Consider the following 24,618-nt stretch of genomic DNA (forward strand, 5'->3'; position numbering starts at 1 on the left):
GCATGTACCCCGTACACTCCGGTTCCTTCGCGCCATCCGCACCCACCTGACGGCTGCTCGCTACGTTTTGTAAGCCGCTCTTAGTTAGTCGAGTGCGCGGCGCCCTCACCGCTTGCGGGACACGCCGTGAATCCGTCCGTGGAGGCTCGGTGGCGGCATCCATGCCGCCACACGGTCCCGCAAGCGGCGAGGACACCGCACCAGAACGTTCGCAGGTCGCTTCGTTGAAAGCCTGCCTGTTATTCGTTCGCGTTGCGACGCTGATCGGGCGCGCCGTCATCCAGAAAAGCGCGCGTATTGCGCTGCATGCAACCATGCACACCGACATGCCTGATTGGTCCTTGCCCGCTTACCGTCGCGGGACCTTACGCGGCATGGATGCCGCGTAAGAGCTTACAAGGACGTACTTGCAGCGTGTCCCGCGATGGTGGGCGGGCAAGGGCCCTGCAGCCAAGCGGCAGATCATCTGCTCTGCAAGCAATCAACACCCCTGTCCAACAAACTCCAAACAACCCGAGATTTCGAAACGTAGCGTGCTTCAAATGCAATGGGCGCGAAACGACATGGAAAGTCGCTCGCGCCCAAGGCAGCTTTCGGTGGCGCTGGTGGGTTACGCCAGCATGCGCACCTTCGGCTCACGTGCCCATTGGCGGGTCTTGGCGGCGGTAATGAAGGCCTTGGTGTCGGCCGCATCGACCACGCCGGGGTCCTTGCCGACATTGCCGGCCTTGAGCAGCAGTTGCGCGCCGTCGTCGAAAGCAATCGCCTTCAGATGCGCCCAGGCATTGCTGACAAAATCCAGCGCCGCCGATTCGCGCGTCAACGCCTTGGCCGCTTCCGAAGACAGCAACACCGCCACCGCGTCGAACACGATCGACGGCGTGCCGGCCAGCTGGCCATCGGCCGCCAGTTGCTTGCCATCGCTGAGCTTGGCGCCGCCCAGCTTGGGGGCCACGATCTTGACCGTTGCACCGGCCGCTTCGGCCGCCTTGCGCACAGCCTTGATTGCCGCGGCGTCGGAGCCGTCGTGGATCAGGATGCCCACGGTGCGGCCCTGCAGCGTGTCCTTCATCTTGCCGATCAACTGCAGCGCAGGCGACAACTGCATGTCGGTCGGTGCAACGGCGGCCGGCGGTGCCGGCGGCAGGCTGGTCATGCCCATGCCATCGGCCACGCGCTTGGCCAGCGCTTCATCGATATGCCGCAGATGTCCCACGATGGCCTCGCGCACGTGCGCGGTTTCCACCTTGGAGAGTTCAAACACCAGTGCAGATGCAAGATGCGCTTGCTCCGGCGCGGTCTGGCTGCGGAAGAACATGCGTGCCTGGCTGTAATGGTCGGCAAAACTTTCCGCACGCACGCGGCCCTTGGCGCCATCCTCGGCCGGTGTGGCATGGCTGGGGAAACCGCGCAGCGCTTCGCGTGGCGCATCGGCCTGCAACGAGCTGGGTTCGTACGCCACGCGGCCCTTCGGCACGCCCATCTGCATGTGACCATCGCGCTGATTGTTGGCGAACGGGCACTTCGGCGCGTTGATCGGAATCTGATGGAAGTTGGGCCCGCCCAGGCGGCTCAGCTGCGTGTCCAGGTAGGAGAACAGCCGGCCCTGCAGCAGCGGGTCGTTGCTGAAGTCGATCCCCGGCACGATGTTGGCCGGGCAGTAGGCCACCTGCTCGGTTTCGGCGAAGAAGTTGTCCGGCCAGCGGTCCAGCACCATGCGCCCGACGATCTGCAAGGGCACCAGCTCTTCCGGAATGACCTTGGTCGAATCCAGGTGGTCGAACGGGAATGCTTCGGCCTCGGCTTCGGTAAACAGCTGCACGCCCAATTCCCACTCGGGGAAGTCGCCCTTCTGGATCGCCTCGAACAGATCGCGACGCTGGAAGTCCGGGTCGGCACCGGCAAGTTTGACTGCCTCGTCCCAGATGGTGGACTGCAGGCCCAGCTTGGGGCGCCAATGGAATTTGACAAAGGTACTGTCGCCGTTTTCGTTGAGCAGGCGGAAGCTGTGGATGCCGAAGCCTTCGATCATGCGCAGCGAACGCGGAATGGTGCGATCGCTCATCGCCCACATGATCATGTGCATCGACTCGGGGGTGAGCGAGATGAAATCCCAGAACGTGTCGTGCGCGCTGGCGGCCTGCGGAAAGCCGCGGTCCGGTTCCATCTTCACCGCGTGGATGAGGTCTGGAAATTTCATTGCATCCTGGATGAAGAACACCGGGATGTTGTTGCCGACCAGATCCCAGTTGCCTTCCTTGGTATAGAACTTCACCGCGAAGCCGCGTACGTCACGCGGCGTATCGACCGAACCGGCGCCGCCGGCCACGGTGGAAAAACGCGTGAATAGCGGGGTTTTTTCGCCCACTTCGGTGAGCAGCTTGGCCGTGGTGTACTGGCTCAGCGACTTGGTCAGCTCGAAGTAGCCGTGCGCCGCGCTGCCGCGCGCATGCACGATGCGCTCGGGAATGCGTTCATGGTCGAAGTGCGTGATCTTTTCGCGCAGGATGAAATCTTCCAGCAACGTCGGGCCGCGCGGTGTGGCGCGGAGCGAGTTCTGGTTGTCGCCAACGGGAATGCCCTGGTTGGTGGTCAGTTGCGGATGCGAGCCGCCAGCCTTCTGGTGCAGTTCGTCGCCGGTGCCGCGCAACTCATGCGCGCTTGCGGAACTGCCGACAGAAGGAATCTGTGCGGGCTTGCTGGGGGACTTGGCCATGGGGGACTCCACGTTGGCGGGCTGGGATGCGAGCTATCCAGTCGAGCCTGGGAGTGGCGCTGTTAAATGGATGTGTCTGCATGCGAACGAACACTCACACGCGCATGCGAGCGCGTTGAAGGTCAGCGTCTAGCGAACAATTACACGCAAAAATAGCTGTTTAGTGCAATGACAACACTGTGACGCACGGCATGCTGCAAGCGCGACCGTGAGCGAGGTCTACAGCAGATCCAGTGGCTGCTTGCGCGTGGGCGGTGGAAATGCGCTGTCCAGGTCTGCCAGATCCCGCGCATCGAGTTGCAGCGTGCATGCATCCGCATTGGCGCGGACATGCGCCGGCGTGCCGGATTCGGGAATGGCGATCACCTGGCCACTGCGGATGGCCCACGCCAGCGCCACCGCGGTAGCCGCTACGCCGCGTCGCGCACCGATGGCATGCAGCACCGGGTGATCGAGCAACGCACGGCTGCCGAGCGGCGAATACGCCATCACCGTCACCGCATGTTGCGCGCACCACGGCAACAGATCGAACTCGATGCCGCGGCTGCCGGCGTGATACAGCACCTGATTCACCAGGCAGTGCTGCCCGCCATCGATCTGCCAGAGCTCCTGCATGTCGTCGACATCGAAATTGGACACGCCCCAGTCACGGATCTTGCCCGCATCGCGCAGTGTTTCGAACGCAGCGACCACCTCCGCCAGATCGCTGCCGCCGCGCCAATGCAGCAGATACAGATCCAGCGTGCGCACGCCCAGGCGTTGCAGACTGGCTTCGCAGGCACGCGCAATGCCGCGCGCGCTGGCGTTGCTGGGCAGCACCTTGGACACCAGATACGGCGGCTGCCCGCGTGCGATCACCTGGCTGATCAACTGTTCCGAGCGGCCATTGCCGTACATCTCGGCGGTATCGATCAAGCGCATCCCCAGCGCCTGGCCGGTCTGCAGTGCTTCGATCTCCTGCTGCGGCGCATGCCGTCCCTGGACCAGGTTCCAGGAGCCCATGCCCAGCGCAGGCACGCTGCGTCCGTTGCGCAAGGTCACCTGCGGGCAGTGGGTGGTGTCGGATTCGGACATGGCAGGGCTCCAGCGATCAGTGAGAGGGTGGTGCAGGCACCGGCACGGCAGTGGGCAGTGGGCAGCGGGCGCGTTGCAGCCTTGGCCTGCGCATCCCAGAACGCGCAGCGATGCTGTGCGACGAAGTCCGGCGTGGGCCCGATCCTGCCGGGCGACAGTGTCAACGGCGTGTCGCCATCGAAGCGTGGCCAGGCTGGACGCCCGCCGCCATTGGGATCGCCGCTGCGCGCGAAGGCGCCCCAGTAATCCTGCAGCGTGTTGGCAAGTGCGTGCTGCGCAACGTGAACTCCGGTGCTACCAATTTAAAATACGCGCCCCTGCTCCAGCCCTGTCCATGCGCTGAATGCATCCTGCGTATCGCGTATGGCACCACGGATCTGTAGTTAAATGATGACCCTCTAATCACACTTCGAGAATAACGTGAAGAAAATCTACCTAACCGTTGCGCTGCTGGCATTGGCGATCAGTTCCAATGCCGCGCTTGCACAGGAACCAAGTTTTTACGATTGTCAGAATAAGCGGATCCGAATGAGCATCCCGTCTATGCCCCTGGGCGAGGCCGTTGCTCGGTTCACAGAGCTGACACATTGCCCAGTGTCGATCGATGCTGACGAAGTCGCGAATACAGATGTGCATGAAATTCCGACTTTCGCCGTGAAAGGTAAGCTGACTCCCCGCAAAGCACTCGCTTTGATGCTCTCGAGTTCTCCGTTGAAGGCAAAGGAGATCAAGGGCGGATTCTCCATTTATCAAAACTAAAAAAATTAAAATAAGATAATGTAAAGGGTGCTCATCGCGGCGTGTAAAGTGGGGCTCGGCGGTATTAAAATGGACGGTACTCTGTAGATGGGAAATCGAGCGTCATCGAATCGGTGTAGCTTCGGGCGGAGCCGTTTTCCCATAATCCGTTTGCATCCGATGCCGCTGAGCACCCGTGGCGCTGGCACAGAAACTTTGGCTCGGGGGCGTGATACGCGCCCAGTGCATGTGAAACGTCAACCGCAATAGACTGAATGGCGCACCCGGGTCGTCGAACTTCGTAGGCGTACATCGGCACGCGGGTACGCAGCAGCTGGTCCAGCGTCGGGTGGTGCAGGCGGATCCGCGATGTGTGACTGGATTTGCACGATCTGTAACAAGTTTGCAGGTGCACGCCAGCGCGACTGCGCGACTGCGCCGCCATGTGCGCATACTGCGCCAGGACCGGTGCCTGCGCGGCATACATGCGTTTTACGCGCACCTCGTAGCCGCTTTGCAGGGTTCAACTTGTTGGCGTAGTAAAGCAATTGCGCAAACGGGCGGCCCTCAGTGCGATTGCTGCCGATCAACAACAACACTTGGAGCTGCCGCGCCTGGGCAATGGCCAGGCCTGGCGGTGCGGGCAGTACATCGCCACCGCGCATCGGCGTCCAGGCCGGTCAGTCCGCGGCGCTGCAGTTCGGCATCGGCCGGGGTCTCGGCGGGCAGCTGGCGCAGGCACGCGGCAACATCACATGTGCGTGCGCTGCCCAGTACATCCGCCCTCTGTGCGTCACCGCGCCCGGCATCGCTGCGTGCGACGGTTGAGTCGCCAGTCGGGCAGCTGCGGCTTTGCAGAATCGCGCGCTGCCGGCTTCTGTTGGGCGATCTTGGCGCTCCGTGGCTCGGATGCCATGCGCGGACCGTGGTGACAGGCCAGCGCGCAGGATTTTTCTCTTCCGTACTCGTGCAAGACAGCGAGGCTATGCCGCGGCGGCTGCGACGCATGCTGCTGCATCCCACGTTCAAGACACTAAAAAACCCGGCCACGCTACACGCGGCCGGGTTTGAGTTCAACGAAGGGCAGCGTTGCGGCGCTTATGCCACCACATCGTCCTTGTACGCATCCACCGGGATACAGGCACACATCACGTTCTTGTCGCCGTAGACATTGTCCACGCGGCCCACCGGCGGCCAGTACTTCTGCTGCTTGAGCGAGGGCAGCGGGAAGGCGGCCAGCTCGCGCGGATAGGCATGCGTCCACTCACTGGCCGAGACCTGCGTGGCGGTGTGCGGGGCGTGCTTGAGCGGGTTGTCCTCGCGGTCCAGGCGGCCGTCTTCGATCGCGCGGATTTCTTCGCGGATCTGGATCATCGCGTCGATGAAGCGGTCCAGTTCATGCTGCGATTCGCTTTCGGTCGGCTCCACCATCAAGGTGCCGGCCACCGGGAAGCTCAGCGTCGGCGCATGGAAGCCGAAGTCGATCAGCCGCTTGGCGATGTCCTCGGCACCGATGCCGCTGGTCTTTTCCAGCGGGCGCACGTCGAGGATGCACTCGTGCGCCACCAGCCCGTTGCGGCCGGTGTACAGCGTCTTGTAGTGCGCGCTCAAACGCTTGGCGATGTAGTTGGCGTTGAGCAATGCCACCTGCGTGGCCTTGCGCAGGCCGGCACTGCCCATCATGGTCACGTACATCCAGCTGATCGGCAGGATCGAGGCGGAGCCGTAGCTGGCCGCGCTGACCATGCCGACCTCGCCTTCGCCGAAGTTGGATCCGCTGCCATGGATGGCAGCTTTTTGATTTTCGCCGGCACGGATGCCGGCATTAGGAAGCGTCTTGGGCAGGAACGGGGCCAGATGCGATTTGACTGCACACGGGCCCACGCCAGGGCCGCCGCCGCCATGTGGAATGCAGAAGGTCTTGTGCAGGTTGAGATGCGACACGTCCGAGCCCCACTTGCCGGGCTTGGCCACGCCGACCAGGGCGTTCATGTTGGCGCCGTCGGTATACACCTGGCCGCCGTGCGCGTGCACCGCTTCGCAAATCGCCACCACGTCTTCTTCGAACACGCCGTGCGTGGACGGGTAGGTGATCATCAGCGCGGCCAGGCGGTCGGAATATTTCTCGGCCTTGGCGCGAATGTCATCGACATCGACATTGCCGTTGGCATCGCACTTGGTCACCACCACGGTCATGCCGCACATCTGCGCGGAGGCCGGGTTGGTGCCGTGGGCGGATTCGGGAATCAGGCAGATGTCGCGGTGGGCTTCGTTGCGCGAGCGGTGATAGGCGCGGATTGCCAGCAGGCCGGCGTATTCGCCCTGCGCGCCGGAATTGGGCTGCAGGCTCACCGCGTCGTAGCCGGTGCATTCGACCAGCATCGCTTCCAGTTCTTCGATCAGCTGCGCATAACCGGCCGACTGCTCGGGCGGTGCCAGCGGATGGATCGCGCCGAATTCCGGCCAGGTCACCGGAATCATCTCGGCGGTGGCGTTGAGCTTCATCGTGCAGCTGCCCAGCGGGATCATGGTGCGATCCATGGCCAGGTCCTTGTCGGCCAGCGAGCGCATGTAGCGCAGCAGTTCGTGTTCGCTGTGATGGGTGTTGAACACCGGGTGCTGCAGGAATGCGCTGGTGCGGCGCATGCCCTGCGGCAGCGCGTCGGCGGTGGCCGCATCCAGCGCATCGATATCCGCCTGGGCACCGAACAGCTGCGCCAGTGCCACCACATCGGCGCGCGTGCTGGTTTCGTCCAGGCTGATGCCGACCGCTTCGCTATCGATCGCGCGCAGGTTGATGCCGGCCGCATGCGCCTTGGCGTGGATGGCATCGGCATCGATCGCCTTGACGTGCAGCGTGTCGAAGAAATGCTCGCCCACGGTGACGCCGGCGCTGCGCAATGCGGCCGCCAGGATCGCCGCCAGGCGATGGGTGCGGCGGGCAATGCGTGTGAGGCCCTCGGGGCCGTGGTAGACCGCGTACATCGAGGCCATCACCGCCAGCAGCACCTGCGCGGTGCAGATGTTGGAGGTGGCCTTTTCGCGACGAATGTGTTGCTCACGCGTCTGCAGCGTGAGGCGATAGGCCGGGTTGCCGGCAGCATCGATCGACACCCCGATCAAGCGGCCCGGCATCGAGCGCTTGTAGGCATCGCGGCAGGCCATGAAGGCCGCATGCGGGCCACCGAAGCCGAACGGCACGCCGAAGCGCTGCGAGTTGCCCACCACGATGTCCGCGCCCCATTCGCCCGGCGCGGCGATCAGCGTGAGCGCCAGCAGATCGGTGGCCACGGCGACCAGGCCGCCCTGCGCGTGCACGGCATCGGCCAACGCGGCGTGATCGCCGATGTGGCCGAAGCTGTCCGGGTACTGCAGCAGCACGCCGAAGCACTCGGCCTGCATGGCTTCGTCCGGCGTGCCCACACGCAGCACGATGCCCAGCGGCTCGGCGCGCGTGCGCAGCAGCTCCTGCGTCTGCGGGTGCACTGCGTCGTGCACGAAGAACGTATCGGACTTGGACTTGGCCGAGCGCTTGGCCAGCGTCATCGCTTCGGCTGCGGCGGTGGCTTCGTCCAGCAGCGAGGCATTGGCGATCTGCATGCCGGTGAGGTCGGCGCACATGGTCTGGAAGTTGATCAGCGCTTCCATGCGGCCCTGCGAAATCTCGGCCTGGTAGGGCGTGTAGGCGGTGTACCAGGCCGGGTTTTCCAGGATGTTGCGCAGGATCACCTTCGGCGTATGCGTGCCGTAGTACCCCTGGCCGATGAACGTGCGCTGCACCTGGTTCTTGCTGGCAATGGCGCGGATCCTGGCCAGCGCTTCTTCTTCGGTGATCGCATCGGGCAGCGCCAGCGCGGCCGGCGACTTGATGTTGGACGGCACGATGGCGTCGGTCATCGCATCCAGCGAGTCGTGGCCGACAACGCCCAGCATCTGCGCGATTTCCGCGTCGTTGGGGCCGATGTGGCGTTCGACGAACGCGCTGTGGTGTTCGAGGTCGCGCAGGGAAGACGGAGTCTGGGACATGGCGGGCATCCGGGGCAGGGGGCATGCGAAAGGTCGGAAGCACCACGACCGGCATGACGCGCATACGCGCACCACGACCTGCCGCACTGGCGGTCTTCCTCGCGCCCCTCTGTCCTTTTGCCTGAGAGTTTAAGAACGCGGCCTGGCCTGTGGCCTGCCTGCGTTCCGTGCCCCTTCGGCGCCGGAGTGAACCGGTCTCTCCAGAGTTGTGTTGAAGATGGTATCGGGCCTGAGCGATTACGGGCTGTTGCGCCTTCGGCAGCGGCAGTGCCGCTTCTCCCACCGTGTTACCTGCCGATTATAGCCTGCGCCCAAGCCGCCGGCGCGCCGCACCACGCTGCCGCGGCAGGGGCGCTGCGCTCGGGTTTGCTTAACCTTGCCGGGGTGAACACCTATCATCTGCGGCCCTGTGTGCATCCAGTCCCGCCGCCGACGCGGCCCCTGACGTGCACACTCCGCTGTACCCGCTTTCCGGATCCCGGCATGACCCCGACCACGCCCTCCACCCGTCGCATGGCGCTGCTGCTCGCCGGCCTGGCGATGTTCGGCCCGTTTTCCATCGACACCATCTTCCCGGCGTTCTCCCAGCTCAGCCGCAGCCTGGCGGTGGACGAGGTGGCGATCCAGCAGACCATCAGCGTGTATCTGCTGGCCTACGGGCTGATGAGCATCGCGCACGGGCCGCTCTCCGACGCCTGGGGCCGCAAGCGGGTGATCCTGGGCGGGTTGGTGCTGTTCATCGCCGGCACCATTGGCTGCGCGTTGTCGCGCGATCTGCCGACGCTGCTGGCCTTCCGCGCGCTGCAGGGCTTGTCGGCCGGCGTGGGCATGATCGTGGGGCGCGCGGTCATCCGCGACCTGTTCCAGGGCCACGACGCGCAGCGCCTGATGAGCCAGGTGTCGATGATCTTCGGCATCGCCCCGGCGATCGCGCCGATCATCGGCGGCTGGATCCTGCTCAGCGGCGCCGGCTGGCCGCTGATCTTCTGGTTCCTGGCGGTGTTCGGGCTGGTGCTGCTGATCGCCACGGTGACCTGGCTGCCGGAAACCCACCCGGTGGAGGCGCGCACGCCGCTGCAGCTGCGCCGCCTGCTGCATGACTACGTGCGGATCGGCTTCAACCCACGTTTCCAGCGCCTGGCCGCGGCCGGTGCGTTCAACTTCGCCGGCATCTTTTTGTACATCGCCTCGGCGCCGGTGCTGGTGATGCGCCACCTGCACCTGGGCGAGGGCGATTTCGCCTGGTTGTTCATTCCCACCATTGGCGGCATGACCCTGGGGTCGTTCCTGTCCGGGCGCATGGCCGGGCGGATGGATCCGGTGCGGCAGGTGCGCATCGGTTTCATCTACTGCGGTGTGGCGGCGCTGGTCAACCTTGGCTATACGCTGGCGGTGGCGCAGATCAGCCTGCCGTGGGCGGTGCTGCCGATCTTCCTGGCCGGGCTGGGCATGGCGCTGATCTTCCCGATCCTGGCGCTGGCGGTGCTGGACATGTACCCGCAGCAGCGCGGCCTGGCGTCCTCGCTGCAGGCCTTCACCCAGCTGATGACCAATACCGTGGTGGCCGGGGTGCTGTCGCCGCTGCTGAGTGAACACCCGCGGCATCTGGCGTTCGGCATGACCGGCTTTTTCTTGCTGGGCTGGCTATTCTGGCGCTGGGAGCGCCGCAGCGGCCGCCGCTTGCGGCGCCGCCAGGCTGCCGAGGCACTGCCTCTGGAGCCGGCCGACCACCTTTGACCCCACAGGAGCCTGCATGTCCACCGATTCCAAGCTGCGCCGCGATGCCCGCAAGCGGGCCACCGAGCGCGCGCGCAACCAGGCCGCTGCCAACCCCGCGCCGGTCTCGCCGATCGAACCGCATGCCGAACTGCGCGACCAGCAACGCACGCTGCTGGCCGGCATCGTGCGCCGCGACGGCGAGTGGGTGCTGGGCATGGATGGCCGCATCGCCGGCGAAAGCACCAGCGCCGCGCAGGTGCTGGCCCTGATCATGCGAGCGGCCGAACTGCACGAACGCCAGGGCACCCCCGTGCGGCTGACCTATTCGGACGCCCTCAAGGACGCCGCGCACGCCGAGGCCGCTGCGGACGGCATGGAATTCGAGCGACGCCAGGCCGCGCTGCTGCGGGTACATGTCCAGCACCGCCAGCGCCAGGATCGGGAAGATCAGCGCCATGCCCAGCCCGGCCAGGAAGATCGGCAGCACCGCTCCTACGACAGCCCAGCAACTGCCGAAGGGTCGCTACATCGCTGCCCTTGCGATCCAGCAAAGGCAGCGTCGCAGGCGTGGCCACGACGCTGCCACTGAACCGGCTAACGCAGTCAACGCGCCTGCGACTGCCGCACCGACTCCTGCTGCGTTGCCTGCTCCAATGCGGCAGCATCGCGCTCGGGCGACGGTCCCAATGCCTGCAAGCGCTGCAGGCTGGCTTCCACCGGCGCTTCCTGCGCCGCCTTGGCGTCGAAGCTGCCGCGCAGGTGCGCCGGTGAATCGAGCGCGCCCTGGACCACGAAGCCGCGGGCCGGGTCGTTCCCGAGCAGCACGTGGTCGACGCGCTGTAGCCCATGCTCACGCGCGGCCACCAGCGATCCCAGTGCCAGACGCTCGCTGTCCATGCCCGGCGTGGGGCCATGCGCGCCTTCCAGTCGCCCTACGGCGGCGGTGCATTGCTGCAGCAGCCCATGGTCCGGATGCGCAGGGTCGCGCGGATCAGGCACTGCCGCGGTTGCGGCCGCCGGGCGCGGTGCCACATCGGCGTCGATGCGTTGCAGCCGGCCGTCGAACTGGCCGTCGGCGCCGTCTGCGATGCGTTGCAGGCGCTCGGCAAAGGCCGCAGGCTGCCCGCCCACATTGCGCGCCAGCGCGATGGCGAATTGCTCGGTGTCGGATGCCTGGCCGTTGCCGACCAGTAGTGCCAACGGGCTCGCGCCGATCTTGTTGGCCGTGGCGGCGGTCTGGGTCTGCTGCAGCAACGCCTGCATCTGCTGCTCGTTGAACACCAGCGTGGTTTTCTGCCCGGCTTGAATTGCGCCTGTGCCCGCCATGTCGCCGCTGATCGCGCTATTGAGCGATTGCGCCATGGCTTTTTCTTCGCTGGCCTCGTTGCGGCCGCCCAGGCGTTGCATCAGCCCAGGGGTGGCAACGTCGCCGTCGATTTCGAAACGGTAGCTGCGCTCCTGCACGCGTTCGACATTGTTGCCGTCGTAGTGGCGCAGCACTGTCAGTGGCACGTTATCGCCGTATTTCAGCTGCTGCAGCACGGCGTAGTCGTCCTGGCCGGGTTCGCTGATGCGGATCTGGCTACCTTCATTGCGGGTGCCCCCCAGATCGGCGTCGAGCGGGCCCAGTTGCAACTGCATGCGCTGCTGCGAACTGAAACCGATCCGCTCCAGCGTCTGGATCTGATCCACGCCGGGCGTGCCGGGCGCAACCTCGCCCGTGCGCGCGAACGCCGTCATGGCGTCGACGGCGCGTGGATCGGCCAGGTCGAACTGCGCGCTCTGCACACGTGAAGTGCCAAGGCGGTCGGTGCGGCCAACCAGGGCCTGCGCGGGGCCGGCCTTGAGTCCGATCGCATTGGCCGCTTCGATGGCGTCGTTGGGGCCGGTGGCCACGCGCACGTGGCGCTCGTCCACGCGTTCGATCAGATAACTGCGGCCGCTGGCTTCGGTGATCTTGCTCTGCATCGCAACCTGTTGCAGGTCCGCCTTGACCTCGCGCTGTGCGAAGGCCTGGCTATCGAGCACCGCACGAGCGCCCACCGGCAAGCTCTCCGGTTGTAGCGGGTTCACCTGCGTGGCTGCGTCCAGTGATTGATCGGCGCCAGGCAGCGTCAGCGTGTAGCGCATGCGCTGGCCGGCGGCCACGCCGGCTTCCAGGTTCAACGTGCCGCTGCCGAGTTTGGTCTGTCGGCTTTGCTGCAAGCCGGTCTGCGCGTCTGCTTCCAGGCTGAAGGTGGTGGTCTTTGCATCGGCATCGCTGACCACGCCCAGGCTCTGCGAGCTGGCGCTGCGCAGGCTGGTTTCGCCCAGCGGCTGCGTCGCACTGCCGCTGCTCTGCTGCGTGCTCTGCGTGTGCTTGACCGACTGTTCGCCGGGGTTGAGACCCAGGCTGCGGCCACCCGGCCCGTTGGCCGCGAATTCGGTGCCAGTGCTGCCGTAGGTTGGATCAAACGCGCCCTGCTGCGCGTCTGCAATGATCTGTGCATCGCGATCCGCATCGTGCGGACCCGGGCCAGTGGAGGCCTGGTTCATCGGATTGCTCCTTGCATGCTGCGCTGACGCAGCGGGGGCCGAAGTATATCGCCGAGGTTTTTCGCGATTATCAACAGGTCGTTATGCGGCTGCCGGGATCCGGCAACCGCATGACGTCACGCACGTGGATCAGCGCGCGGAAGGCGCCGGCGTTGCCGGCGGCGTTGCAGTGGCCCCCTTGGCCTGCCACCCGCACATCTGGCCCTGGTTCTGCTGTTTGAGCCATTCCTGCATCGGTGCGAAATATTCCAGCATCGGGCCGGCATCGAGCGTGTCCTTGCCGGTCACTTCCTTCAGCGTGGTCTGCCAGGGCTGGCTGGAGCCGCGTTGCAACATCGACCAGAATTTCTGGCCGGCTTCCTTGTTGCCGTAGAAGCTGCATTCGTACAGCGGCCCCTGGTGGCCGGCGGCATCGCACAGGCCCTTGTAGAACTGGAATTGCAGGATGTGCGCGAGAAAATAACGGGTGTAGGGCGTGTTGCCGGGCACGTGGTATTTGGCGCCGGCATCGAAGAAGTCCTCGCCGCGTGGGCTCACCGGTGCCACGCCCTGGTAGGTGGCCTTCAACTCCCACCAGGCCTGGTTGTAGCGTTCCGGGGGAATCGAGCCGTCGAATACGCCCCAGCGCCAGCGGTCGATCATCAGCCCGAACGGCAGAAACGCCACCTTGCTCAGCGCCATGCGCATCTGCGAATTGATCAATGCCTCGCGCCCGCTCTGCTGCTCGCCAACCATGCCGATCGACTGCAGGTACTTGGGGGTCATCGCCAGCACGATGGTGTCGCCGATGGCTTCGTGGAAGCCGTCGTTGGCGCCGTTCTGGAACAGCGGCGGCAACGGGTTGTAGGCCATGTCGTAATAGATGTGGCCAAGCTCATGGTAGATGGTGGTGAAGTCTTCTTCGGTGGGGCGGATGCACATCTTGGTGCGCACGTCCGGGCCGATGCCCGCGTTCGGCTCGCCACCCATGTTCATGTCCCACGCGCTGGCGTGGCAGACCACGTCGCGGTCCAGTGGCTTGATGAACTGCGAGCGTTGCCAATAGGTGTCCGGCAACTTCGGCATGCCCAGCGACGTGTAGAAATCCTGCGCGCGTTCGGTCATCTGCTGGGCAGTGCGCAGTTGCGCGTCGCGCTCGGCGAGGAAGCGTGCAGCTGCGCCGCCATCGCCACCGGTGTTGCGCGCCAGCACGGCGCTCAGGTTGCCCTGGTACTGTTTTTCCAGCGCCGAGGTGATGTCCAGGTCGCCCGCACCGGGATAGGGCTGCAGCAGATCCCACAGGTTGCTCCAGTCCTGCTGCCACATGTTGCCCATCAGGTGCGCGGGCAGCATGCCGCCGGCCACCTCGCCCTTGTCCTTGCCGTACTGCGTGTCCAGCTTGCCGCGCGCGTAGCATTGCAGCTGGGTGTACAGCGGTTTGAGCTGTTCCCAAAGGCGGTCGGTTTCGCTGGCCAATTGCGCCGGCGGCATGTCGTAGCCGCTGCGCCACATCGCACCGACATCGGCAAAGCCCATGCCGCGTGCACCGTCATTGGCGAGCTCGACAAAGCGCTGGTAGTCCTTGCGCATGGGTTGCGCGGTGGCGTGCCAGCCTTGCCAGGCTTGCAGTTGTTCGTCGTAGTCGCGGCTGCGTGCCAGCACTTGTTCGAGCTCGCCCAGCTGGCGGCAACGGCGTTGCTCGCCTTCACCGGTGCAGGCGCTGCCCGCGCCGTAGTCGCCTTCCATCTTCGCGGCGATACGCGTGAGTTCGGCCAGCTTGGTCGGGTCGCGCGGGGCGGGCAGGGCGCTCATCAGCTTGAGTAATTGCAGCGCACGCGCGCTGTCGGCGGACATCGGGGTGCCGGCGTACTGCTTGGATTGGTCGATCCAGCGATCCAGCTGGCTCAGCGCGCGCTCGTTGGCCTTGGCCGCCAGCAACTGCGAGTCGCCGTTGATGTAGGTCGACGACAGCCACTGCGCGGCAGTCATTTCCGGATACGCCGCCTTGTATTCGGCACTGATGCGCGCCACGAACTGGTCGGCGCTTTCGCTGGGTGCGGTTTTGGTGGTGGCGGGCTTGGGCGTCGGCACCGCATCCTGGCGGCACGACGACAGCGACAACGTACCGGCGGCAACGGCGAGCGCCAGCAACAGCAGACGAGGATTCACGGGTGGTCCTTGCGGTGAAGTCCGGCGAAGGCTAGAGCGCGCCGGGGTTCAGGGCAAGTAAAAGCGCCATGCGTGCTGCATGGCGCCGGTGAATCGGCAAGCGTACGCGGCGCCGGGCTCAGCCGGTGCAGCTGGCGAACACGTCGCGCTCGCGGGCATAGGCACTGGTCTTGACCTGCAGCAGGCCGAGCACCGACGGAAACAGCGCGTCCTGGTCGGTGTACTGGCCGGCGCGATGGCGCAGGCAGGCTTCGTCCAGGCCACGGTCGCGGGCGAACTCCGGCGAGAACCACATCACCATCGGCACGTGGGTCTGCTCCTTGGGCGCGATCGCATACGGCACGCCATGCAGATACAGGCCTTTTTCGCCGAGCGATTCGCCGTGGTCGGAGAGGTAGATCATCGCGGTGTCGTAGTCCGGCATTCCGCGCAGCGCGTGGATGGCCTGGGCGAGGAAGTGATCGGTGTAGGTGATGGAATTGTCGTAGGCATTGACGATCTGCTGGCGGCTGCAGCTGCCCAGGTCGGCGGTCTTGCACACCGGTTTGAAGCGTTCGAACGCAGCCGGGTAGCGTTCGAAATAGCTCGGCCCGTGGCTGCCCAACTGGTGCAGCACCACCACGCGATCGCCTGGCCTGGCACGCACCTGCGCGGCCAGATCGCCGAGCAGGATCTCGTCCATGCAGCGCCCATCGGCGCACAGGCCCGGGGTGGTGGCGTTGTCCAGTTGTTCGATCTGCAAGCCGTCGCATACGCCCTTGCAGCCGGACTGGTTGTCGCGCCACAGCGTGGAGATGCCGGCGTGCTCGAGCACATGCAGCAGCGACTGATGGCCGCGGATCATGTCTTCGTTGTAATCGCGCCGGCCGAACGGCGAGAACATGCACGGCACCGAGACCTCGGTACTGGTGCCGCACGAATGCATGTCCGGGAAGTTGATCACCCCGGCCTGCGCCAGCTCCGGCGTGGTCTGGCGCGCGTAGCCGCTGAGGCCCCAGTTCTGCGCACGTGCGGTTTCGCCCAGCACCACCAGCAACAGGCGCGGGCGGCTGCCGGCCGCGCGCGGCGTGGCCATCGCATCATGCTCGACCGGCTGCTTGGGCGCATGCTTGATCGGCGAATCGGATTTGAAGTTCTGCTTGAGTGCCACCAGGTAGTTGATCGGCGTGGCCAGATAGCGCACTTCGCGGTGGTTACGCATCAACGCGGAGATGTCCTGGAACGAGAGCAGCGCGCCCAGCATTCCGCCCACTGCCATCACGGCCATAAAACCGACCCGCATCACCCAGGTCTTGCCCAAGCTGCGGGTCCCTACGCGCACGCGCCACAGCAACGTGGCCGGGATGGCGAAGTAGCACAGCAACGGCAGGATCAACCCTGGCGTCAGCAACTCGCGCGATTCCTTGTGATCGGTATGCAGCACGTTGCGCAGCATGTCCGCGTCCAGATAGACGTTGTAGCTGTCCATGTAGTGCGCGGCCAAGGCGGTGGTGAGCAGCAGCACGGTCAGCAGCGGCTTGGCATTCCAGCGCCACACCAGCAGCCCCAGCACCAGCGCATTGACCGCCACCAGCAAGGCCATCAGCGAGGCGGCGAAGCCCAGGCTGCCCGGGTGGGTCGCCATGGCGGTGCGCCAGAACACCTGGTTGCAGACCAGGGCGAAGAACAGGCTGCTCAGCAACACCAGCATCTCGGTAGAGACAGTGGGGCGCGTGCTCCAGCTCAGCGCGTGCAGGCGCGTGCGCCAACGCGGATGCGGCAGCAAGGTGCTCATTGCTCACCTCCCGTCAGCACCAGCATGCGCAGCGGTTGCCGCGGCGGCGCCAGCAGCAGCCAATACAGACCCAGCGCGGTCAACCAGCACACGCCCAGCGACCACAGGTCGTGCGAGAGGAAATGCGCGCCGCGCAACTGCTGCGATATGCCGAACACCGCCCCTGCGGCCAGCCCGGTCAACAGCGCCGGCCAGCGCCAGGCCGGGCGCAGCGCCAGTGCGCAGAAGTACAGCGCCACCCATGCATAGCCGGCGCTGGCATGGCCGGCCGGAAAGCAACCGGAGGCATGCAGGCCGTGCCGCGAGGCGAACAAGCCGATCAACGGATGTGTGCCGCCATAGCGGCTCAGATCCCACGGGCAGTCCATTGCCGTCCACGACTTCAGCAGCGACACCAGCGTGGTGGACAGCGCCACCGACGCCGCCAGGTAGGTCAGCGGCCAACGCAAGGCGCGTGCGCCCGGACGCGCCCGCGACCATGCCAACACCGCCATGCCCAGCACCACCACGGCTGCAACCGTGCTCAGCCACTTGCCGCCGCGGTGCACCAGCTGGCTGGTGAACCACTGTTCCTTCAACAGCCAGTGCCCACCTTCCAGCCGATACAGCGCGTCGGCCACCCACTGGTCGCCGCCGCCGAGCATCAGCAGCGCGCTGATCGCCAGCAACGCCGCCAGCGGCAGCCACAGGTGCGCCAGCAGAAAGCGGGTTTGCCAGCTGGTGGCGGTGCGTGTCAGCGCAGGCGCATGAAGGGGGAGCGTTGTCATCGAAAGATCCGGACCATTGCAATGGCGGGCATCTTCGAAAGCGGCGTGTCGGAAAGCGGTCGGACCCGGGTTGGACCGGCGTTAAGCGCACTGTGTTGGTTCAGTCTGTGTCGGTGTCGGCATCTGCGCCTTCCGCGGCGGAGCCTGCAGCGTTGCACCCCGCGTGCCATGCCGTGCCCGGCACCAATTGCCACTGGTTGCGATTCGATTCGCCGATCTCCACCACCTGCGCGCGCGCCACGCAGGCCGGTACCGCCTGCTTGAGCACGAACAACCAGCGCCGCTGCGGCGCCTGCGCCAACCACGGGCCGGCCTGCGCCCACTGCGCCTGCCAACTCGCCTTGAAGCCGAAGTCGGTGACCGGTCGGTCGGCCTGCAACAGGTTCTGTTCCTTCCACGCCAGCATGCCCAGCTCGGCGTGCGGGCCGATGCGCTCGCCCACGCGCTGCATCAGCGCCGCAGATGAACTATAGGGGTCCAATGCCGGCATCACGCCCAGGCCGGTGACCGTCCACAACGCCGCGGTGGCGGCGACCAGCGCGCTGCCGGCGCGCCTGCCGCGTGCCCAGGCCACCAGTCCGAGCGCGACAAGCCCCAGACCTATCAGCCACACGCTCATGGTCTGCAGCGATGCCAACGCGATGCCACGTTGCAGCGCGCTGCGTTCGGCCCAGTGCAGGTGCAGGCCGATACCGCCGCCCAGTGCCAGCGCCGCCACGCCCAGCAACAGCACATAGCCAAGCAGCAGCCGCTGCACGCCACGGCGTCGCAACAGGCCAGGCAGCAGCGGGGCGGCGGCGATGCACAGCGCCGGCAGCATCGGGAAGATGTAGACCTCGCGCTTGCCCGGGCTGGCACTGAAGAACACCAGCACCAGCAGGCTCCACGCCAGCAGCAACAGCAGGCGTGGGTCGCCGCGGCGCAGCCGGCGCCACCACGCCGGCACCAGCCACGGCAGCAGCAGGCAGCCCGGCAACCACAGCGTGGCGATCACCTGCAGGTAGTACCAGAACGGTTTGACGTGATGCCAAGCGTGCGCATAACGCGTGCCGGTTTGCTTGAACAACAACTCGTGCGCGTAGGCATGCAACGCCGGGTCGGGGCTGTGCAGCAGGGCGATGCCCAGCGGCCCCAGCCACAGCGCGGTGCCGGCCACAAACGCCGGCAGCACCAGCAGCCAGCTGCGCCCGGCCAGTGCCCGCGCCGGCAGCACGCTGGGGTGACGGCGTGGCAGCGCCATCCACGGCAGCAGCACCAGCAGCGGCAGAAACCCCACGCCCTTGGTCACCGTGCCCACGCCAGCAGCACAGAGCCCGATCACCCAGGCGCGCCAGTCCGGCCCGCGCAGCAGATGACGCAGTAACCCCCACAGCGACAGCGTGGTCAGCGCCACCAGCACCATGTCGATCTGCGCACGCTTGGCCATCAGCCCGAACTGCAGCACGGTGAACAGCGACAGCACCGCGTAACGCGCGACACGTCGGTTCCAGAGCCGCCGGCTCAGGTCCCAGGTCAGCCACAGCGTGAGCAATGCGGCCAGCAACGATGGCAGCAGGAAGGCGATCGGCCAGTGCGGCACAAGTTCGTAGCTGGCCGCCTGCAACCACATGAACACCGGCGGTTTTTCCGCATACAACTCGCTGCCCCGGTGCGGGAGCAACCACTGCCCGGTCTCCACCATGGTGCGCGCGGCCAGCACGAAGCGTGGTTCGTCCGGCGGGTTGGGTTGGCGCAGGCCCAGCCCGGCCAGCAGCGCAATGACGATCAACGCCAGCGCGGCAGCCAGGGCGGGTTTGCGCGACAGCGCGGCGGAAACGGCAGACGGCACACGGGCGCCTTGGTCGAAACGGTGCAGGACGATGCCCATGCGCGTGTCAGAAGGATGTCGGAATGCACCCGATCGCCGCCGCCGCCGTGGCTCGGCTAGGATGCGCACACTTGTCCGTGCCGCGGACGCCCCGGAGACCGCCATGCGCCTGCTGGTCATCGAAGACAACCGCAACATGGTCGCCAACCTGTTCGACTATTTCGAAGCGCGCGGGCATACCCTGGACGCGGCGCCCGATGGCATCACCGGCTTGCATCTGGCCACCACCCAGCACTACGACGCGCTGGTGCTGGACTGGATGATGCCGCGCATGGACGGGCCGGAAGTGCTGCGCCGGCTGCGCGAGCAGCACCAGTCCGAGCTGCCGGTGATCATGCTCACCGCGCGCGACGAACTGCCCGACAAGATCGCCGGGTTCCGCGCCGGCGCCGACGACTATCTGACCAAACCCTTCGCCCTGCCCGAGCTCGAAGTGCGTCTGGAAGCGCTGCTGGCACGCGCGCAGGGGCGCCGCCGCGGCAAGCTGCTGCAGGTGGCCGACCTGCGATTGGACCTGGCCACGCTGGACGCCACCCGCGCCGGCCAGGCGCTGCATTTGTACCCGGCCTGCCGCAAGTTGCTGGAGATCCTGATGCAGGCCAGCCCCGCCGTGGTCACCCGCCAGCGTCTGGAACAGGCGCTATGGGGCGACGATCCGCCCGATGGCGACATGCTGCGCTCCCACATCTACGAACTGCGCCGCAGCGTGGATGGCCCGTTCGCGCAAAAGCTCATCCACACCTTGCCGCGGCTGGGCTACCGGGTGGCCGCGCTGGAAGCCGCCGATGACGCCGCCACTGCCATCGAGTGCACCGATGGCTAAGCATCGCCCGCTGGGCCGGCGCGTGCTGGTCTGGCTGTTCGGCTACACCTTCCTGATGGTGCTGGCGGTGTTCGGCACCGCGCAGTACCTGCACGAACGCGCCGAGCATGGCGTGTGGCGCTCGCTGCTCAATTCGGAACTGGACAGCATCCTGGACCGCAGCGCGCAGGATCCGGGCTATCGCTGGCAGGATTCGGACACCTTGCGGTTGTTTCGCGTGGACGGCAGCGCGCAGGTGCCGCCGGCGCTGCGCAGCTTGCATCCCGGCCTGCACGACGACCTGGAGATCGCCGGCCGCCAGAGCGCGGTGATGGTGCGCGACACCACGCATGCCGGCCGCCTGGCGCTGGTGCTGGACATCACCGACTTCGAAGCGCTGGAACACTTCCTCACCCGCTGGATGCTGGCCGCCGGCATCGCCTTGATCACCATCACCGTGCTGATGGGCACCTATGCGATGGCGCGGCTGGTGCGTCCGCTGGTGGATCTTGCGCGCGATATCGGCGCATTGCGACCGGAGCGGCGCGACCAGCGTATCGCGGTGGGCCCGCAAGGCAGCACCGAGCTGTACGTGATCGCCGATGCCCTCAATGACTATCTCGAACGCAACGGCCAGTTCGTCGAGCGCGAGCGCGCCTTCATCGACAGCGCCAGCCACGAACTGCGCACGCCGATCGCGGTGATCGGCAACGCCGCCGAGCTGGCGCTGGAGCAACCGGACACGCCGGCCGTGGTGCGCCATCAACTGCAACGCATCGCGCAGACCAGCGGCGCGGTGGAACAGCTGATCACCTTGTTGCTGGTGCTGGCCAAGGACCCGGGCCGGCTGGTGCGCAGCAGCGACACGCTGCGCCTGGATCAATTGCTGCCGGAGATCGTGGCCGACCATGCGCACCTGTGCGCCGACAAGGACCTGCAACTGCAGGTCGCACCGCTGCCACCGTGCAGCCTGGTGGCGCCGGTGGCGATCGTGCAGACGGCCATCGGCAACCTGTTGCGCAACGCGATCGAGAACAGCGATCGCGGCATCATCCATATCGCGCTGGCGTCACCGGGCGTGGTGCAGATCACCGACCCCGGCCACGGCATGACCCCGGAAGAAATCAGTGCGATCTATGCGCGGCTGGCACGCGGCAACGCGCGTCAGGGCAACGGCATCGGCCTGGAATTGATCGGTCGCCTCTGCGAGCACCTGGGCTGGCACCTGCGCCTGGATTCCAGTGCGGGGCAGGGCACGGTGGCCACGCTGGATCTCAGTGGCGCGACCCTGACCTAGCGCACACCGCCGCGTTCAAACGCGGCACACCCATTACACCGGCAACAGGCCGCGCGCAAGCAGCCAGCTGCGCGCATTCTCCGCATCCTGCTCGAACCAGGCGCGGGTCGATCCCAGCCGGTAGGTGTAGCCCCAGCTGTCCATGTCGGCCATCAGGCGCGCGCTGCCCACGCCGGGCAACTGCGCCGCCAGCAGGATCTGCAGATAACAGGTGGCGTCTTCTTCATCCACCGAATCGGTGGCATCGGTATGCACGGCGGCGCGCTTGTCCGGCGGCAGCACGATCAGGTGCCCGGCCTCGTGCAGCATCGAATGCACCGGCGTGTCGTCGCGCACATACACATCGCAACCGATGATGCCCGCTTCCGGCTCCCCCCAGAAACTGCCGGGAATCGGCGCATCCGCGTCCACATGCTGCAGACGCAATCCGTACCGGGCCAGCAGGGCGGCAGGCGCGTCCAGGCCGATATCGCCCACGCACAACACGGCATCGGCGGCAGGCAGGGAAGAGGGGGAGGTGCTCACGCGCAGGGCTCGCGGTAGATGCAGGCCGCCGCAGGGCGCGGAGGCGGGTGGACCACAACAACACGGCACCGTGCGCACACGGTGCCGTGCAGCTTACTTGTCGCCGTCTTCCGGCAGGGCGACGGTGATGTCGAGCACATCGTGCTCGCCATCCTTGACCAGATCCACCCGTACCGCATCGGCATCGATGTTGACGTACTTCTTGATCACTTCCAGCAGTTCGCGCTGCATCAGCGGCAGATAATCCGGCCCACCGCGATGGTTACGTTCCTGCGCGATGATGATCTGCAAACGGTTCTTGGCCGTCTCGGCGGTGTTCTTCTTGCTCTTGAGAAAATCGAGCAGGCCCATGCTTACCCTCCGAACAGCTTGCTGAAGAAGCCTTTCTTCTCCACGGAAATGAATCGCATCGGGCGCTCTTCGCCCATGATGCGGGCGACTGCGTCGTCATACGCCTGGCCTGCCGGGGACTCGCCATCCAGGATCACCGGCTCGCCCTTGTTGGAGGCATTGAGCACGTCGCCGGATTCGGGAATCACGCCGATGGCCTTGAGCCCCAGCACTTCTTCCACGTCGGTGATGCTGAGCATCTCGCCGCCTTCCACGCGGCCCGGGCTGTAGCGGGTCAGCAGCAGGAAGGCCGGCACGTTCTTGCCTTCCTCGGCCTTGCGGGTCTTGGAATCGAGCAGGCCGATGATGCGGTCGGAGTCGCGCACCGAAGACACTTCCGGATTCACCACCACCACCGCGCGGTCGGCGAAATACATCGCCAGGAACGCGCCTTTCTCGATACCCGCCGGCGAATCGCAGACGATGTATTCGAAGCCGTCGGCGGCCAGGTCCTTGAGCACCTTCTCCACGCCTTCCTGGGTCAGCGCGTCCTTGTCGCGGGTCTGCGAGGCAGCCAGCACGTACAGGTTGTCGAAGCGCTTGTCCTTGATCAGCGACTGCTTGAGCGTGGCTTCGCCATGCACGACGTTGACGAAGTCGTACACCACGCGCCGCTCGCAGCCCATGATCAGGTCCAGGTTGCGCAGACCGACGTCGAAGTCGATGACGGCGACCTTCTTGCCGCGCCGTGCCAGCCCGCAGGCCAGGCTCGCGCTGGTGGTGGTCTTGCCAACGCCGCCCTTGCCGGAGGTGACTACGATGATTTCAGCCAAAGGATTTCTCCGAAATATTTCTGTGGTTGGGCTGCGTCAATCCAGCGCAGCGATCTTGATCTGATCCTGCTCCAGCCAGACCTGGACGGCCTTGCCACGCAGGTCCATGGGAACATCGTCCAGCACCTTGTAGTGGCCAGCGATGGCGACCAGTTCGGCGTGGAAGTCGCGGCAGAAGATGCGCGCGTCAGGGTTGCCCTGGGCGCCGGCCAACGCGCGGCCACGCAGGGTACCGTAGATATGGATGCTGCCGTCGGCGATGACCTCGGCGCCGGCACCCACCGTACTGAGTACGGTCAGGTCGCAGTTCTCCGCGTACAGCTGCTGGCCCGAGCGCACCGCGTTGCGTTGCATGCGGCCCGGCGCCGGCCGCGCCACGGGGGCGGCCGGTTCGGCGCGTGCAGGCGGTGGCGGGGGAGGCGGCGGTGGGCTGACCGCGGCGGTTTCGTACTGGGCGCGGAACTTGGCCAGCAACGGGATGCCGAGCTGCTGCGAGAGCAGGTCGATCTCGCTGGTGCCATAGGCCAGGGCCACCGGCAACACGCCAGCGCTGCGCAAGCCATCGAGCAAGGCCTTGGCGGTGGCCAGGTCCGGGGCCTGTGCCAGGCCGCCGAAGTCCAGGATCACCGCCGCGCGGCCGAACAGCTTCGGCGCGCGGGTCACCCGGTCCTGCATCTCGCGCACCAGGCGCGGCACATCCAGGGTGCGGATGCGCAGGTTGGCAATGCCCACCTGGCCGATCTTCAGTTCGCCGGCCTGTTCAAAATCCACATTCACACTCGACACGCCTCAGGTCCCCGTCGAACGGTTGTCGGCGGCAGCGTGCCGCGGCCGTCCCACCCAGGGCAGCTCTTCGGGCAGCTTGCCGGCATAGGTCTCCTTGACCCACGGGTAGCTGCACATGTCTTTCATGAGCATGCTGGCGCGCACTTCCACGTCGGCCATGGTGTTCTGGCCCACTTCGCGAAAGCCGAAGCTGCCATGGAACAGCAGCGCCGCATCGGCGCCGTGGTCCAGGAACACCTCGCAGGCCAGCTGCGGGTAGCGCAGTTCGGTGTAGCTCTGCACGTCCGCATAGAACGCACGGCCGACACCGCCGCCACGGCGGCGGCTGGCCACCACGATGCGGTCGATATAGAAGAACTCCGGGTGACGGTCCCGGAACCAGGCGAAATTGCTGCTGTCATGAGCACTGCCACTGCCGAAACCGACCAGGAAACCGGCCAGGTTGCCGTCGCGCTCGGCGACGCGGAAGTATTCGGCCTGCTCGTAGAAACGCTGCAGTTTGGTTGAATCCAGCGGCAGGATCGCCAGTCCGGCATTGTTGTTCAGGGCCAGGACGGAATCGAGCTCGTGCTCGCGCACGTCGCGGATGACGATCGACATTGGGACTCCGTGGGGTAACGCTATCGACCCGAAATCGGATCTGCGTCGGATTATTACATGGCAGGCCTGAAGCGGCGACCT

Annotated in this window: 18 protein-coding genes, 1 other RNA gene, 3 pseudogenes and 1 riboswitch; of the genes and pseudogenes, 7 read left to right on the top strand and 15 right to left on the bottom strand. The window is 65.9% G+C overall.

What is annotated here, in order from left to right; genetic code table 11:
• Positions 1-2 precede the first annotated feature (2 nt).
• A non-coding RNA gene (locus tag XCC_RS05735) (sX9 sRNA) lies at positions 3-76 on the top strand.
• An 85-nt stretch (positions 77-161) separates the two neighbouring features.
• Positions 162-389 (top strand): hypothetical protein, encoded by a 228-nt coding sequence (locus tag XCC_RS05740; RefSeq protein WP_016944870.1) that lies wholly within the window; start codon positions 162-164, stop codon positions 387-389.
• Positions 390-610: 221 nt separating this feature from the next.
• Here the strand turns inward: XCC_RS05740 and XCC_RS05745 are convergent, their stop codons facing one another.
• The 3 genes and pseudogenes from XCC_RS05745 to XCC_RS05755 all read right to left on the bottom strand — a co-directional run.
• On the bottom strand, positions 611-2,716 hold the full coding sequence (locus XCC_RS05745) for a catalase (RefSeq protein ID WP_011036309.1): 2,106 nt from the start codon (positions 2,714-2,716) through the stop codon (positions 611-613).
• A 219-nt stretch (positions 2,717-2,935) separates the two neighbouring features.
• The gene (locus XCC_RS05750; RefSeq protein WP_011036310.1) at positions 2,936-3,790 is read right to left on the bottom strand and encodes an aldo/keto reductase; all 855 of its coding nucleotides are present in this window, start codon (positions 3,788-3,790) and stop codon (positions 2,936-2,938) included.
• A pseudogene (locus tag XCC_RS05755) lies at positions 3,754-4,068 on the bottom strand (hypothetical protein); the annotation flags it as partial. The pseudogene XCC_RS05755 and the gene XCC_RS05750, both read right to left, overlap by 37 nt.
• Positions 4,069-4,210: 142 nt before the next feature.
• Here XCC_RS05755 and XCC_RS05760 point away from each other — a divergent pair.
• A complete protein-coding gene (locus XCC_RS05760) occupies positions 4,211-4,549 on the top strand; it encodes a hypothetical protein (protein ID WP_012438983.1) in 339 nt (112 codons plus the stop codon).
• A 1,077-nt stretch (positions 4,550-5,626) separates the two neighbouring features.
• Here XCC_RS05760 and gcvP read toward each other — a convergent pair.
• The gene (gene gcvP, locus XCC_RS05770; RefSeq protein ID WP_011036312.1) at positions 5,627-8,554 is read right to left on the bottom strand and encodes an aminomethyl-transferring glycine dehydrogenase; all 2,928 of its coding nucleotides are present in this window, start codon (positions 8,552-8,554) and stop codon (positions 5,627-5,629) included.
• A 99-nt stretch (positions 8,555-8,653) separates the two neighbouring features.
• A riboswitch (glycine riboswitch) is annotated at positions 8,654-8,768 on the bottom strand.
• 269 nt (positions 8,769-9,037) lie between these two features.
• Here gcvP and XCC_RS05775 point away from each other — a divergent pair.
• Both XCC_RS05775 and XCC_RS05780 read left to right on the top strand, forming a co-directional pair.
• Positions 9,038-10,291 carry a multidrug effflux MFS transporter gene (locus XCC_RS05775; RefSeq protein WP_011036313.1) on the top strand — a complete coding sequence of 418 codons (1,254 nt, stop codon included), beginning with the start codon at positions 9,038-9,040 and terminating at the stop codon, positions 10,289-10,291.
• A 16-nt stretch (positions 10,292-10,307) separates the two neighbouring features.
• Positions 10,308-10,676 (top strand): annotated as a pseudogene (locus XCC_RS05780) (hypothetical protein); the annotation flags it as partial.
• Here the strand turns inward: XCC_RS05780 and XCC_RS05785 are convergent.
• The 6 genes and pseudogenes from XCC_RS05785 to XCC_RS05810 form a co-directional block, all read right to left on the bottom strand.
• Positions 10,658-10,775 (bottom strand): annotated as a pseudogene (locus XCC_RS05785) (MFS transporter); the annotation flags it as partial. The pseudogenes XCC_RS05780 and XCC_RS05785 sit on opposite strands and share 19 nt — an antisense overlap.
• 101 nt (positions 10,776-10,876) lie before the next feature.
• Positions 10,877-12,808, bottom strand: a complete 1,932-nt coding sequence (locus tag XCC_RS05790) for an XVIPCD domain-containing protein (RefSeq protein ID WP_019237885.1) — start codon at positions 12,806-12,808, stop codon at positions 10,877-10,879.
• Between the two features lie 129 nt (positions 12,809-12,937).
• The gene (locus XCC_RS05795) at positions 12,938-14,956 is read right to left on the bottom strand and encodes a M2 family metallopeptidase (RefSeq protein ID WP_011036316.1); all 2,019 of its coding nucleotides are present in this window, start codon (positions 14,954-14,956) and stop codon (positions 12,938-12,940) included.
• Between the two features lie 118 nt (positions 14,957-15,074).
• Positions 15,075-16,730, bottom strand: coding sequence for a phosphoethanolamine transferase (locus XCC_RS05800; RefSeq protein WP_011036317.1), 1,656 nt, complete (start codon positions 16,728-16,730; stop codon positions 15,075-15,077).
• Positions 16,727-17,497 carry a phosphatase PAP2 family protein gene (locus XCC_RS05805; RefSeq protein WP_011036318.1) on the bottom strand — a complete coding sequence of 257 codons (771 nt, stop codon included), beginning with the start codon at positions 17,495-17,497 and terminating at the stop codon, positions 16,727-16,729. Before XCC_RS05805 ends, XCC_RS05800 begins: the two co-directional genes overlap by 4 nt.
• Positions 17,498-17,597: 100 nt before the next feature.
• The gene (locus tag XCC_RS05810) at positions 17,598-19,364 is read right to left on the bottom strand and encodes an ArnT family glycosyltransferase (protein ID WP_043877813.1); all 1,767 of its coding nucleotides are present in this window, start codon (positions 19,362-19,364) and stop codon (positions 17,598-17,600) included.
• A gap of 103 nt (positions 19,365-19,467) precedes the next feature.
• Here XCC_RS05810 and XCC_RS05815 point away from each other — a divergent pair, with 103 nt between their 5' ends.
• Positions 19,468-20,187, top strand: a complete 720-nt coding sequence (locus XCC_RS05815) for a response regulator transcription factor (RefSeq protein WP_011036320.1) — start codon at positions 19,468-19,470, stop codon at positions 20,185-20,187.
• Positions 20,180-21,463 (top strand): sensor histidine kinase, encoded by a 1,284-nt coding sequence (locus XCC_RS05820; RefSeq protein WP_011036321.1) that lies wholly within the window; start codon positions 20,180-20,182, stop codon positions 21,461-21,463. Before XCC_RS05815 ends, XCC_RS05820 begins: the two co-directional genes overlap by 8 nt.
• A gap of 33 nt (positions 21,464-21,496) precedes the next feature.
• Here the strand turns inward: XCC_RS05820 and XCC_RS05825 are convergent, their stop codons facing one another.
• The 5 genes from XCC_RS05825 to XCC_RS05845 all read right to left on the bottom strand — a co-directional run bounded on the left by XCC_RS05825 (position 21,497) and on the right by XCC_RS05845 (position 24,537).
• On the bottom strand, positions 21,497-21,988 hold the full coding sequence (locus XCC_RS05825; protein ID WP_029629015.1) for a hypothetical protein: 492 nt from the start codon (positions 21,986-21,988) through the stop codon (positions 21,497-21,499).
• Between the two features lie 93 nt (positions 21,989-22,081).
• Positions 22,082-22,339: a cell division topological specificity factor MinE gene (gene minE / locus XCC_RS05830; protein ID WP_011036323.1), complete on the bottom strand. Its 258-nt coding sequence runs from the start codon at positions 22,337-22,339 to the stop codon at positions 22,082-22,084.
• Between the two features lie 2 nt (positions 22,340-22,341).
• Positions 22,342-23,151: a septum site-determining protein MinD gene (gene minD, locus XCC_RS05835; RefSeq protein WP_011036324.1), complete on the bottom strand. Its 810-nt coding sequence runs from the start codon at positions 23,149-23,151 to the stop codon at positions 22,342-22,344.
• 36 nt (positions 23,152-23,187) lie between these two features.
• Positions 23,188-23,937, bottom strand: coding sequence for a septum site-determining protein MinC (minC, locus tag XCC_RS05840; protein ID WP_011036325.1), 750 nt, complete (start codon positions 23,935-23,937; stop codon positions 23,188-23,190).
• Positions 23,938-23,940: 3 nt separating this feature from the next.
• Positions 23,941-24,537, bottom strand: coding sequence for a GNAT family N-acetyltransferase (locus XCC_RS05845; RefSeq protein WP_011036326.1), 597 nt, complete (start codon positions 24,535-24,537; stop codon positions 23,941-23,943).
• Positions 24,538-24,618 lie beyond the last annotated feature (81 nt).

Source organism: Xanthomonas campestris pv. campestris str. ATCC 33913, assembly GCF_000007145.1.
In the GTDB taxonomy this organism is placed as follows: Bacteria; Pseudomonadota; Gammaproteobacteria; order Xanthomonadales; family Xanthomonadaceae; genus Xanthomonas; species Xanthomonas campestris.

Excerpts from the sequence above, each read along its gene's own strand:
- XCC_RS05815 (WP_011036320.1), top strand. The coding sequence starts at position 19,468 with ATGCGCCTGCTGGTCATCGAAGACAACCGCAACATGGTCGCCAACCTG.
- XCC_RS05820 (WP_011036321.1), top strand. The coding sequence starts at position 20,180 with ATGGCTAAGCATCGCCCGCTGGGCCGGCGCGTGCTGGTCTGGCTGTTC.
- gcvP (WP_011036312.1), bottom strand. The coding sequence starts at position 8,554 with ATGTCCCAGACTCCGTCTTCCCTGCGCGACCTCGAACACCACAGCGCG.
- XCC_RS05745 (WP_011036309.1), bottom strand. The coding sequence starts at position 2,716 with ATGGCCAAGTCCCCCAGCAAGCCCGCACAGATTCCTTCTGTCGGCAGT.
- XCC_RS05845 (WP_011036326.1), bottom strand. The coding sequence starts at position 24,537 with ATGTCGATCGTCATCCGCGACGTGCGCGAGCACGAGCTCGATTCCGTC.
- XCC_RS05750 (WP_011036310.1), bottom strand. The coding sequence starts at position 3,790 with ATGTCCGAATCCGACACCACCCACTGCCCGCAGGTGACCTTGCGCAAC.
- XCC_RS05800 (WP_011036317.1), bottom strand. The coding sequence starts at position 16,730 with ATGAGCACCTTGCTGCCGCATCCGCGTTGGCGCACGCGCCTGCACGCG.
- XCC_RS05740 (WP_016944870.1), top strand. The coding sequence starts at position 162 with ATGCCGCCACACGGTCCCGCAAGCGGCGAGGACACCGCACCAGAACGT.
- XCC_RS05790 (WP_019237885.1), bottom strand. The coding sequence starts at position 12,808 with ATGAACCAGGCCTCCACTGGCCCGGGTCCGCACGATGCGGATCGCGAT.
- minE (WP_011036323.1), bottom strand. The coding sequence starts at position 22,339 with ATGGGCCTGCTCGATTTTCTCAAGAGCAAGAAGAACACCGCCGAGACG.
- XCC_RS05810 (WP_043877813.1), bottom strand. The coding sequence starts at position 19,364 with ATGGGCATCGTCCTGCACCGTTTCGACCAAGGCGCCCGTGTGCCGTCT.
- XCC_RS05805 (WP_011036318.1), bottom strand. The coding sequence starts at position 17,497 with ATGACAACGCTCCCCCTTCATGCGCCTGCGCTGACACGCACCGCCACC.
- XCC_RS05775 (WP_011036313.1), top strand. The coding sequence starts at position 9,038 with ATGACCCCGACCACGCCCTCCACCCGTCGCATGGCGCTGCTGCTCGCC.